This is a genomic window from Sphingomonas sp. GW821-FHT10F11 (assembly GCF_058809095.1).
Map to the genome: position 1 here is coordinate 173,886 of NZ_JBXASH010000008.1, position 16,130 is coordinate 190,015.

The 16,130-nt window shown below is 65.8% G+C and carries 14 protein-coding genes and 1 tRNA gene; 10 read left to right on the plus strand and 5 right to left on the minus strand.

Going from position 1 to position 16,130, the window contains the following annotated elements; genetic code table 11:
- The first annotated feature begins 29 nt into the window (after positions 1 to 29).
- The 9 genes from AC1RT8_RS20620 (at position 30) to AC1RT8_RS20660 (ending at position 9,574) form a co-directional block, all read left to right on the plus strand.
- The gene (locus AC1RT8_RS20620) at positions 30 to 2,168 is read left to right on the plus strand and encodes a sodium-translocating pyrophosphatase (protein WP_493077926.1); all 2,139 of its coding nucleotides are present in this window, start codon (positions 30 to 32) and stop codon (positions 2,166 to 2,168) included.
- 179 nt (positions 2,169 to 2,347) lie between these two features.
- A complete protein-coding gene (locus AC1RT8_RS20625) occupies positions 2,348 to 4,318 on the plus strand; it encodes an alpha/beta hydrolase family protein (RefSeq protein WP_493077927.1) in 1,971 nt (656 codons plus the stop codon).
- Between the two features lie 33 nt (positions 4,319 to 4,351).
- Complete coding sequence (locus AC1RT8_RS20630) at positions 4,352 to 6,280, plus strand: S9 family peptidase (RefSeq protein WP_493077929.1); 1,929 nt, start codon at positions 4,352 to 4,354, stop codon at positions 6,278 to 6,280.
- Positions 6,281 to 6,443: 163 nt separating this feature from the next.
- Entirely contained in the window at positions 6,444 to 6,662 is a 219-nt protein-coding gene (gene infA / locus AC1RT8_RS20635) for a translation initiation factor IF-1 (protein ID WP_010162480.1), read from the plus strand.
- 56 nt (positions 6,663 to 6,718) lie between these two features.
- A complete protein-coding gene (locus AC1RT8_RS20640) occupies positions 6,719 to 7,288 on the plus strand; it encodes a Maf family protein (protein WP_493077933.1) in 570 nt (189 codons plus the stop codon).
- Positions 7,281 to 8,234, plus strand: coding sequence for a ribonuclease (locus AC1RT8_RS20645; RefSeq protein ID WP_493077935.1), 954 nt, complete (start codon positions 7,281 to 7,283; stop codon positions 8,232 to 8,234). The genes AC1RT8_RS20640 and AC1RT8_RS20645 overlap by 8 nt, the downstream gene beginning before the upstream one ends.
- A gap of 1 nt (position 8,235) precedes the next feature.
- Positions 8,236 to 8,433: a DNA gyrase inhibitor YacG gene (locus AC1RT8_RS20650; protein WP_493077936.1), complete on the plus strand. Its 198-nt coding sequence runs from the start codon at positions 8,236 to 8,238 to the stop codon at positions 8,431 to 8,433.
- A gap of 41 nt (positions 8,434 to 8,474) precedes the next feature.
- Positions 8,475 to 8,550: transfer RNA gene (locus tag AC1RT8_RS20655), tRNA-Phe, on the plus strand.
- A 223-nt stretch (positions 8,551 to 8,773) separates the two neighbouring features.
- Complete coding sequence (locus AC1RT8_RS20660) at positions 8,774 to 9,574, plus strand: aldolase (RefSeq protein WP_493077938.1); 801 nt, start codon at positions 8,774 to 8,776, stop codon at positions 9,572 to 9,574.
- Between the two features lie 34 nt (positions 9,575 to 9,608).
- On the opposite strand, the gene AC1RT8_RS20665 is transcribed toward AC1RT8_RS20660, so the two are convergent.
- Positions 9,609 to 10,724, minus strand: coding sequence for an FAD-dependent oxidoreductase (locus tag AC1RT8_RS20665; RefSeq protein ID WP_493077939.1), 1,116 nt, complete (start codon positions 10,722 to 10,724; stop codon positions 9,609 to 9,611).
- A complete protein-coding gene (locus AC1RT8_RS20670) occupies positions 10,721 to 11,446 on the minus strand; it encodes an alpha/beta fold hydrolase (RefSeq protein ID WP_493077941.1) in 726 nt (241 codons plus the stop codon). The genes AC1RT8_RS20665 and AC1RT8_RS20670 overlap by 4 nt, the downstream gene beginning before the upstream one ends.
- A 229-nt stretch (positions 11,447 to 11,675) precedes the next feature.
- Between AC1RT8_RS20670 and AC1RT8_RS20675 the strand changes: the two genes are divergently transcribed.
- Positions 11,676 to 12,422, plus strand: a complete 747-nt coding sequence (locus tag AC1RT8_RS20675) for a TetR/AcrR family transcriptional regulator C-terminal domain-containing protein (protein ID WP_493077942.1) — start codon at positions 11,676 to 11,678, stop codon at positions 12,420 to 12,422.
- Between the two features lie 11 nt (positions 12,423 to 12,433).
- Here the strand turns inward: AC1RT8_RS20675 and AC1RT8_RS20680 are convergent, their stop codons facing one another.
- Genes AC1RT8_RS20680 through AC1RT8_RS20690 form a run of 3 tightly spaced genes read right to left on the minus strand, consistent with a single transcriptional unit; the run spans position 12,434 to position 16,068 of the window.
- Positions 12,434 to 13,246 carry an SDR family NAD(P)-dependent oxidoreductase gene (locus AC1RT8_RS20680; RefSeq protein WP_493077944.1) on the minus strand — a complete coding sequence of 271 codons (813 nt, stop codon included), beginning with the start codon at positions 13,244 to 13,246 and terminating at the stop codon, positions 12,434 to 12,436.
- A 31-nt stretch (positions 13,247 to 13,277) separates the two neighbouring features.
- Positions 13,278 to 14,732, minus strand: a complete 1,455-nt coding sequence (locus AC1RT8_RS20685) for an FAD-dependent oxidoreductase (protein WP_493077946.1) — start codon at positions 14,730 to 14,732, stop codon at positions 13,278 to 13,280.
- A 46-nt stretch (positions 14,733 to 14,778) separates the two neighbouring features.
- Positions 14,779 to 16,068: an MFS transporter gene (locus AC1RT8_RS20690; protein WP_493077948.1), complete on the minus strand. Its 1,290-nt coding sequence runs from the start codon at positions 16,066 to 16,068 to the stop codon at positions 14,779 to 14,781.
- Positions 16,069 to 16,130: the final 62 nt, after the last annotated feature.

Below are 16,130 nucleotides of genomic sequence, written 5' to 3' on the forward strand. Positions count from 1 at the left end.
GGCGCGGCACCATCAGGGGAAGGATATCTATGACGATTGTCTATGCGGCCATGATCTGCGGCCTGATCGCCGTACTTTATGGTATCATTACCAGCCGGCAGATTCTCGCGGCCAGTGCCGGCAACGAGAAGATGCAGGACATCGCCGCCGCCATCGCGGAAGGCGCCAAGGCCTATCTCGGCCGGCAATATCGCACCATCGCCATCGTCGGCGTCGTCGTTGCGGTGGTGGTCGGCTATTTCCTCGGCATCACCTCGGCCATCGCCTTCGCGATTGGCGCGATCCTGTCGGGCGTGACCGGCTTCATCGGCATGAACGTGTCGGTGAAGGCGAACGTCCGCACCGCGGAGGCCGCGCGCACCTCGTTGCAAGGCGGCCTGACCATGGCGTTCCGCTCCGGCGCGGTCACCGGCATGCTGGTCGCGGGCCTTGGCCTGCTCTCGATCACCGGGCTGTTCTGGTACTTGATCGCACAGGCCCATATGGACCTGGCCGTACAGGCCGATCGCCGTATCGTGGTCGACTCGCTCGTCGCCCTGGCCTTCGGCGCCTCGTTGATCTCGATCTTCGCGCGTCTCGGTGGCGGCATCTTCACCAAGGCCGCCGATGTCGGCGCCGACCTGGTCGGCAAGGTCGAGGCCGGCATTCCGGAGGACGACCCCCGCAACCCCGCGACCATCGCCGATAACGTCGGCGACAATGTCGGCGACTGCGCCGGTATGGCGGCCGATCTGTTCGAGACCTATGTCGTCACCATCGGCGTGACCATGGCCTCGATCGCGCTGCTCCTGCCGAACGCCGACCATCTGTTCCAGCTGATGACCCTGCCGCTGCTCGTCGGCGGCGTCTGCGTCATCACCTCGATCATCGGCACCTATATGGTCCGCCTCGGCGCCAACAACTCGATCATGGGGGCGCTTTACAAGGGCTTCTGGACCACGGTCATACTCTCGATCCCGGCGATCTATTTCGCCACCCAGTATGTGCTGGGCGACATGAACACCCGCATCGGCGGGGGCTCGTTCCTCGACGGCGGCACCGAAGTCACCACCGGCTTCACCGGCATGGCGCTGTTCTGGTGCATGATGATCGGCCTCGCGCTCACCGGCGCTTTGGTGTGGATCACCGAATATTATACCGGCACCAACTTTCGCCCGGTCCGCTCGATCGCCAAGGCGTCCGAGACCGGCCATGGCACCAACGTCATCCAGGGTCTCGCGGTCAGCCTCGAAAGCCCTGCCCTGCCGACCATCGTGATCTCGGTCGCGGTGATCGCCTCCTATCAGCTTGCCGGGGTGATCGGCATCGCGTTCGGCGCGACCGCGATGCTGGCGCTGGCCGGCATGGTCGTGGCGCTCGACGCTTACGGCCCGGTCACGGACAATGCGGGCGGCATCGCCGAAATGGCGGGCCTGCCCGAGGACGTCCGTCACCGTACCGACGCGCTCGATGCGGTAGGCAACACCACCAAGGCAGTGACCAAGGGCTATGCGATCGGCTCGGCCGCGCTCGCCGCGCTGGTGCTGTTCGGCGCCTACACGACCGATCTGGGCATCTACTTCCCCGATCTCGCGGTCGATTTCTCCCTGAGCAACCCGTACGTCATCGTCGGCCTGCTGCTCGGCGCGCTGCTGCCGTTCAGCTTCGGCGCGTTCGGCATGACCGCGGTCGGCCGTGCGGCTGGATCGGTCGTCGAGGACGTCCGCGCCCAGTTCCGCGACAATCCGGGCATCATGGAGGGCACGGTCCGCCCGAACTATGCCCGCACCGTGGATCTCGTCACCAAGGCGGCGATCAAGGAAATGATCATCCCGTCGCTGCTGCCGGTGCTTGCGCCGATCGCGGTGTATTTCATCATCACGGCGGTGGCCGGCCAGGCGAGCGGCTTCGCGGCGCTCGGCGCGCTGCTGCTCGGCGTGATCGTGTCGGGCCTGTTCGTCGCCATCTCGATGACCTCGGGCGGCGGCGCATGGGACAATGCCAAGAAATATATCGAGGACGGCAATCACGGCGGCAAGGGCAGCGAAGCCCATAAGGCCGCGGTGACCGGCGACACGGTCGGCGATCCCTACAAGGACACGGCGGGCCCCGCCGTGAACCCGATGATCAAGATCACCAACATCGTCGCCCTGCTGCTGCTCGCGGGGCTGGCGCACGCTGCCGGCTGATACCCTCCTCACGGGCGGCGCGTTGCCGCCCCTGTCGACAAGACCGCGTCGGGAGCGATCCCGGCGCGGTTCTTGTAAAAGCGCTAAACGCTTCATTTCGACGCCAATATCCGGAAGCCGGCCGCTTTCCGACGCACCCGGGATGGGCTAGACAGGCGCGGGGAATCAGGGGGCTGTCAATGCGTTGGATGCTGTTGTGCGCGGGTGCGGTGCTGTTGTCCGCCCCGATGAGCGTCATGGGACAGGACAGCGCGGCGCCCGCCTCCACTGCCGCCCCCACTCCCGCAACGCCTCAATCAACGCTGCCGCCACCGGTTCCGCTCGAGCTGTTCGCGCGACTGCCCTTTATCCAGGGGCCCGTCCTGTCACCCGACGGCACCAAGGTCGCCGCCCGCCTCGCGGTGAACGGGGCGCAGCGGCTGGCGATCGTTCCGATTGCCGAGCCTTCGAAGATGGCGCAGATCGCGCAGGGCGAGATGGATCTCAACAGCTGGTCCTGGGTCAACGACCAGTGGCTGGTGGTGCGGATCGGTTCGACCACACCGGTGCAGGGCGACAGCTGGTATATCCGCCGCGCCGCCGGGATCAGCGCCGACGGCAAGAAGATCGTGATGCTCGGCAAGGAAGTGGGCGGGCAGAGCGCCGACGACATCCTGTGGATCGCACGTGACGGATCGCCGCATGTCCTGCTTGCCATGCAGAACTCGATCTATGTCGACAATCCCGCATTCTGGCCGGAGGTACGCGATTTCGACGTATCCACCGGGAAGAGCAGACGCGTCCTCGCGCCGACCGAGCGCGTGATGGACTGGTATGCCGACGGCGCGGGCACCGTCCGGCTCGGCATCGGTTATGACGACTCGTCCCGCACCACCCGGATGCTCTATCGCGATGCGCAGGGTAAGTCCTTCCGGACCGTCGACAAGGTGCGAGGCCCCGGCGCCTCGCTGGGCAATGTGCCGGCGATGTTCCTGCCCGAAGCGGGCAAGGCGATCGCCTATGACGACGAGGACGGCTTCAACGCGGTCTATAATCTCGACCTGGCATCGCTGAAGACCGGCGAGAAACTGTTCGGCGTTCCCGGTTACGACATCGACAGCCTGATCACCGGCGATGGCGGCACGCGCCTGATCGGCGTGCGCTATTCGGATACGCGGGCGCGGACTCACTGGTTCGATCCGAAGCTTGCCGAAGTCCAGGCGCAGATCGACAAGGCGGTCGGCACGCGCCGGGCGCAGATCGTGTCGTGGAGCCGCGATTTCGGCGTACTGATCGTGCTGGTCGACAGTCCCGACAATCCCGGCACCTATTACACTTTCCGGCAGGACGAGGGAGTGATGCACCCGCTCGCCTCGATCAGCGAGGGGCTTGGCAAGAAGCCCTACGCCCCGGTCAGCACGATCCGCTACAAGGCGCGCGACGGGCTTGAGATCGAGGCGGTGCTGACCCGACCCACAGGCGGGGCCAGGAACCTGCCGCTGATCATCATGCCGCATGGCGGCCCCTTCGCGCGCGACGAGGAAAGCTGGGACTGGTGGACGCAGTTCCTCGCCAATCGCGGCTATGTCGTGCTCCAGCCCAATTACCGGGGCTCGTCCGGCTATGGCACCGCCTTCTCCGAAAAGGGCAATGGCCAATGGGGCCTGGCGATGCAGGACGACCTGATCGACGGGATCAAATGGGCCGCGAAGGAGGGCATCGCCGACCCGAAGCGAGTCTGCATCGTCGGCGCATCCTATGGCGGCTATGCGGCGCTCCGCGCGGCGCAGCGCGACCATGGGGTCTATCGCTGCGCCGTCTCCTATGCCGGCGTGTCGGACATGGCGGCGATCCTGCGCCACGACGGTAGCTTCCTGAACGGCAGCCGCAGCAAGGATTACTGGCGCAGCCAGGCGACCGACCTGAAGGGCGCCTCACCGGTGAATTTCGCCGGTGATTTCTCGATTCCCGTGCTGATCATGCACGGCAAGGTCGATGCCCGCGTGCCGGTGAAGCAATCGCGCGAGATGGTCGAGAAGCTGAAGGCGGCCGGCAAGCCCTATCGTTATGTCGAGCAGCCCAAGGGCGATCACCATTTCTCGGAAGAGGCGGACCGAGTCCAGTTCCTGAAGGAGCTGGAGGCGTTCCTGAAGGAAAACAATCCGGCGTGACCCTCGCAAATGCTCAGAGCGAGGAGACGATCGGTGGGGCTTAAGGCCTTGGGAGCAATCCTGCTGATCGCGTTGGCGAACAGCACCGCCACTGCGGACACCGTAGCGACGACCGAGGCTGTGCCGATCGCCACCTTCGCCGAACAGCCCTTCATCAATAATCCTGTCCTCTCACCCGACGGCAAGGCTATCGCGGCGGAATCGACGGTGGGCGGCAAGACATCCCTCTACGTCTTCGCCCTCGCCGACATGAAGCTGATACGTCGTGTCGATCTGGGCGATGCGGGAATCGCGGAGATCCAGTGGGCAGGAAACGGCCGCGTTCTTCTCACAAGATCGATGCAGGCGAACTTCTTCGGCAGCGATATCGAAATCACACAGCTCTATGCCGTGGATCTGACGACCGGGGAGGCAAAGGTCCTGAATCCCAAGGGCCGCTCGCTTTCCGCCGGCGATGTCATCTATACCGATCCCACCGGCCGCTGGATCCTGTTGTCCAGCCAGCAGAGCATGTCCCTCACTCCCTCCGTCAAGCGCATCGATCTGGTCACCGGAGAGATGAAGCTCGTCGAGCCGAGCCGCTCGAACATCTGGAACTGGTACGCCGACGGCAATGGGGTCGTTCGTACCGGCATCTTTTATGACGGCGACCGCTGGACCTTATGGTATCGCGATATGCCGGATGCGCCGCTCAAGGCGATCCGCGCACGCAACGCCGTGAAGAACAATGACGGCGCGGTCGACGGACTCTATTTTCTGGGCGGAGCCGACACAGGGCTGATCGTCACCAATGCGAGAACCGGGCGCTTTGCCGCCTACAGGATCGATTTCCGCACCGGTGAAGTCGGCGAGCCGATCTATGAGAATGCCGAAGTTGACGTGACGGAGGTCCGGATCGACCCGGTCACGCACAAGGTGATAGGCGTCGCGTACGAAAATGATCGCTACCACATGGAATGGCTCGATCCCGAAAAGCGCCAGCTTCAGGCGACGATCGATCACGTCTTCCCCAAGGCGGACAACCGGATCCTGAACAGCAGCAACGACGGTCGGCGCGTGCTGATCTGGTCCGGCGGCGCGGACGATCCGGGAACCTATTATGTGTTCGACCGGACGGCCAAAAGAATGCAGCGGGTCGCCGCTCCGTATGAGAAGCTCCTCGGCGCGAAGCTGTCCCCGGTCAAGGCCATCCGCTATACGGCCAGGGACGGTCTCCCCATCCCCGGCTATCTCACGCTCCCAAGGGATCGGCCGGCCAAGGGCCTGCCGCTGATCGTCATGCCGCATGGTGGCCCGTTCGCCCGCGACAACTGGGATTATGATCGTTTCGTCCAGTTCCTTGCCAGCCGCGGCTATGCGGTGCTGCAGCCCCAGTTCAGGGGATCGACCGGTTATGGCAAGGACTTTGTCCGGCGCGGTTATGGCCAGTTCGGAAGGGCGATGCAGGATGATCTGGACGATGGCATGGATTGGCTCGTCAGGTCAGGCCAGGTCGACCCCAAGCGCGTCTGCATCATGGGCGGCTCTTATGGCGGCTATGCGGCGCTGTGGGGCGCGATCCGCAATCCCGAACGCTATCGCTGCGCGGTGAGCCTAGCGGGCGTGACCGATCTGCCGGGAATCCTCCGATACGACAAACGGATGTTCTCCGCGTCCCGCTATTTCAAGGCCTGGCAGCGCAAGGTGAAGGGGGAAGCTGACAACGAGACCGATCTGGAATCAGTCTCCCCTCTCCTTCAGGCTGATCGCCTGACGGTACCGGTGCTGATCGTGCACGGCGACAAGGACTACACCGTACCGGTAAAGCAAGGGCGGCAGATGGTCGCCGCCCTGGAGCGCCGGAAGGCGTCCGTGCAATCGGCCTTCTACCCCGACGAGGGGCACGGCCTGCAAAAAGAAGAGGATATTGCCGACTTCCTGAAGCGTCTCGACGCCTTCCTGATCAAGAACAACCCGGCCTGAGCAATCCCCGCCCCGGTATCCGAGCCTGTCTCGAGTTCGCTGACGAACTGACAATCCTGCTGGCAATGCCGACTCCGCCCGCCCGAATCGGCAAAGCTTCCCTTTTGGCCGCTTTGGCGCTAAGGCGCCCGCTCACGATTTCCCAACATCGCTAGAGGTTTGTTTGGCCAAGGAAGAATTGCTCGAAATGCGCGGCCAGGTGGTGGAGCTTCTGCCCAACGCCATGTTCCGCGTAAAACTCGAAAACGACCATGAAATTCTCGGCCACACCGCCGGCAAGATGCGCAAGAACCGCATCCGCGTGCTGGTGGGCGACGAGGTTCTTGTCGAGCTGACCCCGTACGACCTGACCAAGGGTCGCATCACCTACCGCTTCAAGTGACGCGCGCAGCGCGGCATCCCGGCGAAGGCCGGGATCCAGCCTGAAAGGAGCCGCCAGTGCGGCTCGTTCTTGCCTCAACCTCCCCGCGCCGGCGCGACCTTCTCGCGCGGCTCGGTGTCGAGCCGGCGCGCGTCGCCGACCCCGATATCGACGAGACCCCGCTGCCCGGCGAGGCGCCGCGCATCCATGCGCTGCGCCTGGCCGAGGCCAAGGCACGCGCGGTCGATCGGGCCGAGGGCGAGATCGTGCTGGCCGGCGATACGGTGATCGCGCTGGGCCGCCGCATCCTGGGCAAGGCCGATGACGAGGCGGAACTGCGGCATATGCTCGGGCTGCTCTCCGGCCGACGCCATCACTGCCTGACGGCGGTGTGCGTGATCGATACCGACGGCAAGGCGCGCACCCGCTTGTCCGACACGGTCGTCGCGTTCAAGCCGCTCACCAGCGCCGAGATCCATGCCTATGTCGCGAGCGGCGAGGGGCTGGGCAAGGCGGGCGGCTATGCCATTCAGGGCAGGGCCGAGGCGTTCGTGCGTTTCCTGTCCGGCAGCCATTCCGGCGTGATCGGCCTGCCGTTGTTCGAGACCCGCGCGCTGCTGATCGCGGCGGGCATGTCCCTTGGCTGAGTGGCTCTACGAGTCCGGGATCGGGGAGGCGCGCGCCGCGCTGGTCGAGGACGGCGCGATCGTCGAGGCGCGGATCGAGCTGGATGACGACGCGCTGCGGGTTGGCGCGGTGCTGGCGGCACGACTGGTCGAGATCACCGTCAAGGGCCGCGAGGGGCGCGTGGCGGTGGAGAATGGCGAGGCGATAATATCCCCCTTGCCGGCCGGCATCACCCAAGGTGCGGCGCTTACGGTCGAGATCGTGCGCGAGGCGATCCCCGAGGCGGGCCGCGCGAAGCTCGCCAAAGCCATGCCCGCCGAGCCGGGCGCGCATCTCGCCCCCGCCCCTGGCCTGCTCGCCCGGATCACCGCGTCGGGGCATCCGGTTCGCACCCTGCGCGCGCATGAGCCGGACGCGCTGGAGGCGGCGGGCTGGTCCGAAGTGCTGGAAGAGGCGCTGACCGGGGAGATCGCCTTTCCCGGCGGCGCGCTGCGCCTGTCGCCGACCCCGGCAATGACCCTGTTCGACGTGGACGGCTATCCGCCGCTGGAGACGCTGGCGGTCAACGCGGCGCACGCGGTGGGCGCAGCGATCCTGCGGCACGATATCGGCGGCTCGATCGGCGTGGACTTCCCGACGATCGAGGGCAAGGCGGCGCGGCAGGCAGTGGCGGCAGCGATCGACGCGGCGCTGCCCTTGCCGTTTGAGCGTACCGCGATGAACGGATTCGGCTTCCTGCAGATCGTGCGCCGCCGGGCGCGCATGTCGCTGCCCGAGCTGCTCCGCGTCGACCGGGCCGGGGCTGAGGCGCGCGCGCTGCTCCGCGCGATCGAGCGTACGCCGCCACCGGGTATGCGGCACCACAAGGTCCGCGCGAGCGTTCTGGCCTGGCTGACGGCGCGGCCCGCGCTTCTCGCCGAGCTGGCGCGCCGCACCGGCATGACCCATGATTTCGAGGCGATCTGATATGGCAAAGACCGACAAATGCCCGATCTGCGGCAAACCCGCGGTCCCGGAGCACATGCCGTTCTGCAGCCGCGGCTGCCGCGATCGCGATCTGCTGCAATGGCTCGGCGAGGGGTATCGGCTTCCCGCGGGGCCGGCCGATCCGGAAGATCCATCGGTTGCAACACCCGGGCTGGACAGCGCCAACGACGCCGATTAAGAGGCCCGCTCTTTCCGGCGCCCATCAGGCGCGCCGGCGATGCCCGGGTAGCTCAGTTGGTAGAGCATGCGATTGAAAATCGCAGTGTCGGCGGTTCGATCCCGTCCCCGGGCACCACTCCTTCGTTGGATACAGAGACGCTTCGGCACGCGCGCATCGATCGCCGATTCGGAGGAGGTCAGCCGCGTGCTCACGGCCATAACCGGTCGCACTCGGGACGTACTCGCAGCTGCTCGACCGGGCCTCCTTTGGAACTCGTCAAAAATGATAAACCCTCTCGACGGACAATTTGGACAGTTGTATGCCCAATAGGCAACACGATGCCTAAGAGGGGATTCGAATGAGCAATAGCGGTTATGCGGGGCTGCAGGAGGACGATGCGGCGGTGATCGCCCGCACCTATGCCAATATGGAAACCAAGCTCGAGCGCGGGGACTTCTCCACAAGGGAGAAGATCGCGCTTGCGTGCCGATTCCTCGCGGACGAGGGCCATGCGCCGACGCTGGCCGGACAAATCAGCGTGCGCAATGATGACGGCACGTTCTGGACGACGGCTTTCGCGCGCGGCTTCGCCGAAGCAAGCGCCGACGCGTTGGTCCGCGTGAACAGCAATCTGGATGTGCTCGAGGGCACGGGGATGGCGAACCCGGGCGCCCGCTTCCACAGCTGGGTCTATGCGGCGCGGCAGGACGTCCGCGCCATCGTCCATACCCATCCGCCGCACGCCTCCGCACTCGCCATCTCGGCCGAGCGGCTCGTCGTCAGTCATATGGACATGACCATGCTGTATGACGACGTGGCCTATCTCGATCGCTGGCCCGGTGTGCCGATCGCCAATGAGGAAGGGCGCATCATTTCCGGCGCGATCGGCGACAAGAATGCGATCATCCTCGTCAATCACGGTATGCTCACGGTCGGCGACAGCGTGGAAAAGGCCACCTTTCTCGCCGCGCATCTCGAACGCGCGGCCAGGGTGCAGCTGCTCGCGCAAGGCGCCGGGCTGACGCCGATCCCCGTCGAGGCCGACCTGGCGCGCGAGGCCAAGCGATTCACGACCGCGCCGAAGTTCGTCGCGGCGAATTTCGACTATTGGATGCGCCAGACGGTGCGTCGGCATCCCGACGCGCTCGAACAATCCTGAAGCCTTGGCGGGGCGGCGCGAGAGAAGCTGACGGTCATATGAAGGCCCGCGCCAGTTGCGCGGCGGCGTCCGGCGCATGGAAGACTTCCTGCAGCGCGGCGACGTCGCGCTGGACCCTGCCGGTACGGATGAACATCTCCCGCTCGTATCTGCCGATGGCGGCTGCGCTGTCGCCAGGTGAGGCGAGAAGCTCCCGGGCCAGCACCAGCGCATCGAGCATCGCCATATTCGCGCCTTCGCCGCCAAAGGGCGGCATGACATGGGCGGCGTCCCCGATCAGGGTGATGTTCCGCCGAGGATGCCAGCGCTGATCGGCCGCCGTTCTGACGAGCGGCTTGGCGGCGAGCGGCATGGAAGCTTCGACCGCCGCGATGATGGCCGGATGCCAACCGCGCAGAAGGTCTCGCACATAGGCACGGACCGCGGTATCGTTCGCAAGATCGACATGAAGCGCGTCTTCAGTGGCGCATCGCTGCGAAACATAGAGCGAAAGCGCGCCATTGCTCCTTGCCTGGACGAACACGCCGATGCCGCGCCCGACGGCGAAAAAATTGGCGCCCTGGACCCAATCAAGGATCGCGGGACAGTCTGTCGAGGGGGCCGCAATGTCCCCCTGGAGCAGGGTCACGCCGGAATATTCGGGAAGCTCGCTTGTCACATGAGGTCGCACGCGCGAGCGTGCGCCGTCGGCGCCGACCACAAGGTCGAAATCGACCACCGAACCATCCTGAAAACGGACCTGCTTCCCTGTCCCGGCATCCGTCAGCCCGGAGAAACGCCGCCCCCATTGGACGGTGTCCGGCAGCAGCGACGAAAGCAGCATCTCGCGTAGTTGCGACCGGTCGATTTCCGGGCGCCCGGCACCAGATGGGGGCGCCAGTGTCCGCAATGCAATGCGACCGGTCTCATCCGAAATCGTGTACGCGTCCCCTTCCGGCCTGGCGAGTTGCGCGAATGCCGGCTCGAGTCCCGCCGCGCGGATTGCCTTGCGCCCGGATTCGGGTGCCATATCCAGGCTGCCGCCGGAGAATCGAGCGGTTGCCGACTCGTCGCGCTCGAAAACAGACGCGTCCGCGCCGCCCATTTGAAGGAGGCGTGCCAGCATGAGGCCGCCGGGCCCGCCTCCGATTATGCCGACCTTGAGAGTCATGATCGCAAGCCTTTTTGCTGTCTGACGTCATCGGAAAAGGCGCGCGCCAGAATCTCGGCGACCAGCTCGGGATCGGTCATTATCGTCCAGTGCCCGCCAGGAACCACGTTGATCTTCCAGCCCTCGCGTGCCGCCTCCATGGCCATCGCGATGCGGCCGGGAAATTCCCGAAAGGCGACATAGTGGCGAGCGCAGCCGAGGCGGCTCGCCGAGTGGTGCGCCGGTTCCTCGTGCGTCAGAATGGGCATCGGCCGTAATTTCGGTGTGACCTCGGCAGCGACCGCGGGCGTGAGACCGAGATAGTCGGGCGTCGCCGGCTGGATGAAACCGGGCTGGGCCGGATTCGCGCGTGCCGCAAAACGTCCGCGCAGTTCGGGAAACCGCTCGAACAAGGAGCGGCCGGCCTGGGCGACCACGCCATCGACCAGCGCGCAATTGCGCACCAGATCCGGCCGGCGTGCCGCTGCTTCGGCCACGACCACGGCGCCATAGCTATGGCCGGCCAGCGACACGGGCATATCCAGCTCGTCGATCAAGGCGAGGATCTCCTCGACATGGACAGCGAGGCCACAGGCGGCGCTGGCGGGACTGGTGTCCTCGAGACCGCTCAACGTCGGGCAAAGACACTCAATGCCGAACGACCTCAGGAGCCGTGCGACCGGCTCCCAGCACCATCCTCCAGCCCATGAGCCATGCACCAGGATCACCGCTTCGCCGACCATCGCCGTCCTTTCTTCTTTCACCGGCATCTTATAGCGCGATGTCCATTAGACAATAGATTGTCTTTCTCGTCCGGACGATCGAGGGTGCTGGTCGTGAGCAGAGGCCCCAACAACGCGGCAAAAACTATTGCTTCCGAGCAGCGCCCCGAAATCGCATTTGACAGATACCTGGACAAGAAGGCAACATGTTGTAGCCCCATATGGGCGGCGGTGCCCTGGAGGTGCGGTCGTGCGCGACCTTGACCACTATCGCGAATTGCTCGACGGATCGAAGGGGTCGCGCATATCAGAGCAGCTTGCGCTCAAGACGTTCGTCGCGCGCGCCGCGTCGCCGCCAAACCAATCCACCGCGCCATCCCGGAAGGCATCAATGTCCGTCACGCGCCAACAGATCATCGAAACCGCCTTCGCCCTGGTCGAGAAAGGCGGGGTGGAAGCCGCCACGATGCGGCGCATCGCGCAGGCGCTCAACATCCAGCCGCCGTCGCTCTACTGGCACATTTCGAGCCGGCAGGCGCTGCTCGACGCGATGGCCGATCACATGCTTGAAAGCATCGATCGCCGAAGCGTACCGGGCGAAGACTGGCGGGAACATCTGCGTCGCATCGCGTATGAGTTGCGCGATACGATGCTGGCACGCCGCGATGGTGGCCGGATTTTCGGCGGCACCTATCCTCTGACCGCGAATATCGTGCGGATCGCGGAGCCATGCCTCGTCGCGCTTCGAGCGGCCGGCCTCACCCGGCGCCAGGCGGTCTGGGCGCTGTTCTCGCTCGTGCATTTCGTGATCGGCGCGGTCATCGAACAACAGGCGGGCAACGAGCCCGACGAGCAACACAGCCCGGCAACCGCCCATGAGGCGTTCGCCGCGTTCGCGGCGGAATATCCCGAAATCTGGCAGGACGATCTGGGCGCGCGTTTCGACTTCGGCCTTGCCGCGATGCTGGCCGGCATTGCCGGCCAGACCACGCCCTGACCACTGGTCGATCAACCGGCGGCAGCGTCCGAAATCTCGCGCCACTGCTCCCAGGTCGCAGTACGCTCGGCGAACGCGGCCTTGGCGGCCGGCAGGCCCATCGGCCCGAGGAACAGGCGCAATGGCGGCGTTTCCGCATCCGCCGCGGCCAGGATGGCCTTGGCCGAGGCCTTGGGCTCGCCGCGGGGGCGACTACCATAGGCCGCCGCCAGACGCTCGCGCAGCGGCGCATATTCGGCCATGTGCGCGGCGTGCGATGAGGACGAGCCATTCCAGTCGGTGGCGAAGCTGCCTGGTTCGATCAACGTCACGCGGATGCCGAAGTCGCCGACTTCCTTGGCGAGCGTCTCGCCCAGCCCCTCGGTCGCCCATTTGGTAGCGTTATAGATGCCCGCGGTCGGATAGGTGATCACACCGGCGACGCTGGTCGTGATCATGATATGCCCGCCCTGCTGGGCACGCAGCAGCGGGATCGCCGCCTGCACCGTCCAGAGCGTCCCGAAGAAATTCGCCTCGAACTGGGCGCGCGCCTGTTCCTCGCCGGTTTCCTCGATCGTGCCGAACAGGCCATAGCCGGCATTGGCGACGATCACGTCGATACGCGCAAGTTGCTCCTGCGCCTTGGACAGGGCGGCGAAGACCGCCGCGCGATCGGTGATGTCGAGCCGGATCACCTGAAGCGCATCGCCGAACCGCGCCGCAAGCCCGTCGAGCCGGTCGATGTCGCGCCCTGTCGCGACGACCCGATCGCCGCGTTCGAGAGCGCCTTCCACCCACGCATAGCCAAGACCGCGCGTAGCGCCGGTGACAAACCAGGTTTTCATATCAGTTACTCCTACTTGCTACTGATGGGTTTCAGCGCGCGACGGCGCTGGCGACATAGCCGTCGGGGCGGAGCGCGATCGCGCTGAGGCCCTCCAGTTCGGCGATGGGCTCGGCGGGCGTGGCAACCGCGCGCACGATCGCGTCTTCGGGCACCCAGGAAGGCAATGGCGCTGCCCCTCCTGCGAGCGACAGGCTCAGCCAGCGTCCCTGGAACAGAAACGCATAGAGCGTCGTGGTTTCCCCGTTCTCGAGCGTGAGAGCGACGTCACGGATGCGGTGGCCGACGAGCGGATGGCCGGGAGCGCCGCCGTCGTCGAGCAGCGGCGTGGGATAATTGACGCCGAATCCCGAGACCTGCATCGCGAAATAGCGATTGGCCTCGGGCACATGCAGCAGATCGTTGAGCACGCCGCGCAGCGCCTGGCCGTGCGGCGAGAAGGCGGTGATCAGATAGGTCTGCGCCATCGTGGTATTCTGCAGATACTCGCCCACCGGCCGGCGCTCGTTCTCATAGGTGTCGAGCAGCGCATCGGGCGCCTCGTCCTTGATCACCATCGCGAGTTTCCAGGCGAGGTTCATCGCGTCCTGGATGCCGACGTTCATGCCCTGCCCGCCGGCCGGCAGATGAATGTGCGCGGCGTCGCCGGCGAGGAACACCCGGCCCTTGCGATACTCGGCGGCGAGGCGGGTCTCGTTGTCGAAGCGCGACATCCAGAGCGGATCATGCGCGCCCATGTCGTTGCCGATGATCTTGCTGGTGACCATGCGCAGTTCGTCCAGCGTCACCGGATCGGCCCGGGTCATGCCGCGGTTCTCGGCCTCGTTGAGCACGATGCGCCAGTGTTTGCCGTTGCCGAGGGGCGCGACCATCGCGCAGCCCTCGCCGTTGAATTGCCGCACCACCGGGACTGAAGGAGGCCGATCGAGGACCACATCCCCCATGAACCACACACCGGTGGCGGGATGGCCCTCGAACGCGATGCCCGCCGCCTGTCGTACCGCGCTGCGCGCGCCATCAGCGCCGATCAGATATCTGCCCTCGAGCGAGATTTTGACATCGCCCTGAATCGCATGAATGCGCACGCCATCGTCGCCGATCTCGATCCCGTCGACATGAGCGCCATGCAGGATCTCGACGCCGAGTTCGACCGCCCGCTCCTCGATGAGCGTCTCGGTCGCGTCCTGCGGCAGGAACAAGGTGTAGGGGAACCTGCTCTCGATGAAATCGAAATCGAGCCCGGTTTCGAGCACCGCGAAATGCCCCTGTTTGATCGGCGTGCTGACACGCACGAACCGGTCTTCGATGCCGCGCAGCGACAGGGTCTCGATCGTCCGACCGTGAATGGTCAGCGCCCGCGATTGGTCGTGGCGCTCGGTGCGGCGCTCGAACACGGTCACGGAGACGCCGGCCAGTGCGAGCTCGCAGGCGGCCCATAGCCCGACCGGGCCACCGCCGACGATTAGAACATCCCTGACGCGGGTCATCACTGTCTCCTCAACGACTCTAGGGCATCATGTTGCCCTAATAGTGTTAGGGAAGCAAGCCCCTATCTGCCTCGCGCTCGCGGCGGACGCGGTCGCGCACACGCAGCGCGAGTATCGCAGCGACCAGCAACGGTGCTGAAAGCAGGGCGAAATACCCCCAGCGCGGCCAGTCCATCGCGATCAGGAAACCGGCGCTGACAGGGCCGAGCACAGCGCCGATCCGGCCGATCCCGACCGACAGCCCCATGCCCGACACCCGGGTGCGCGGCGGATAGGCGCCAATGATGATGGTGTAGAGGCCGACCGCGACCGAATAGAGCGTGACGCCGGCGACCAGGCCGAGCAGCCTGAGCGCCGCGAGATCAGTGACCAGGGCAAGCGAGACGATGAGCGCGAAGGCGATCGCCATCAGCCCGGCGGTGAGGGCGTGCTCGGTGCGGGGACGCGCGACGAGACCGAAGCCGATCGCGCCGACAATGCCGCCGAAGCTCATCGTCACCGACACGGTGATGGCATCGGCCGGCTGCAGTCCGGCGTCGTGCAGGATCTTCGGAATCCATTGCAGCACGAAATAGAGGCTGAACTGCGTGGCGAAGGACATGATGCAGACGAGGATCGTCCGCGCCAGGAAACCCTGGTCGCCGCGCAGGTTCCGCAGGCGGGCGAACAGCCCCGGGCCGGCGCTTTCGCGAAGCCGTGGCAGCTTCGCCTCGGCGAGGAAGTCGGCGGATTCGCGCAGCAGGAGGAACGTCAGCAGGAGTGAAATGATCGAGAGGGTTGCGCCGGCGGCGAAGACGCCGCGCCAGCCGAACGCGGCAAGGACCGGAACGCTGATGATGCCGCCGATCATCGTCCCGATCGGCAGGCCCGCCGCGACGATGGCGATGACAAGGCCGCGCCGCTTCATCGGTGCATTCTCCACGGCGAGCGTGTTGAGGACCGGCGTGATGGTGCCGACGCCGAGACCGGTCGCGACGCGGGCAAAGGCCATCATGGCCACCGAATCCGCCAGCGCGCCGGCGATCATGCTGGCGATCACGCAGGCCAGACCAGCGAGGATCATTGGCCGGCGCCCGAACCGGTCGGCCAGCGGCGCCAGGAAGACCGAACCCACCCCCATGCCGGCCGGCCCGAGGCCGAGCAGGATGCCGAGCATCCTGACATCGAGCTGCCACTGCTCGGCGAGGCTCGGCGCCGCGAACGCCAGGGCAAGCAGATCGAAGCCGTCGACGATGACGACGAAGACGGCCAGGAGGGTGGTCAGCCAGTGCGCCGACGATATCCGGCCGGTCGCCGAAGTCTCGGCAGGTACCGGGGTGCTCGCGGAATTGGTCATCATGGGCTCGCTGATCGAGGGTGGGAGGCACCGCGCCGGCTCGCCGCCGGCGCGGTGCCGGA

Coding starts and splice junctions, on each gene's coding strand:
- AC1RT8_RS20660 (WP_493077938.1), top strand. CDS start 8,774: ATGAGCAATAGCGGTTATGCGGGGCTGCAGGAGGACGATGCGGCGGTG.
- AC1RT8_RS20665 (WP_493077939.1), bottom strand. CDS start 10,724: ATGACTCTCAAGGTCGGCATAATCGGAGGCGGGCCCGGCGGCCTCATG.
- AC1RT8_RS20685 (WP_493077946.1), bottom strand. CDS start 14,732: ATGACCCGCGTCAGGGATGTTCTAATCGTCGGCGGTGGCCCGGTCGGG.
- AC1RT8_RS20680 (WP_493077944.1), bottom strand. CDS start 13,246: ATGAAAACCTGGTTTGTCACCGGCGCTACGCGCGGTCTTGGCTATGCG.
- AC1RT8_RS20690 (WP_493077948.1), bottom strand. CDS start 16,068: ATGACCAATTCCGCGAGCACCCCGGTACCTGCCGAGACTTCGGCGACC.
- AC1RT8_RS20625 (WP_493077927.1), top strand. CDS start 2,348: ATGCGTTGGATGCTGTTGTGCGCGGGTGCGGTGCTGTTGTCCGCCCCG.
- AC1RT8_RS20650 (WP_493077936.1), top strand. CDS start 8,236: ATGGCAAAGACCGACAAATGCCCGATCTGCGGCAAACCCGCGGTCCCG.
- AC1RT8_RS20670 (WP_493077941.1), bottom strand. CDS start 11,446: ATGGTCGGCGAAGCGGTGATCCTGGTGCATGGCTCATGGGCTGGAGGA.
- AC1RT8_RS20620 (WP_493077926.1), top strand. CDS start 30: ATGACGATTGTCTATGCGGCCATGATCTGCGGCCTGATCGCCGTACTT.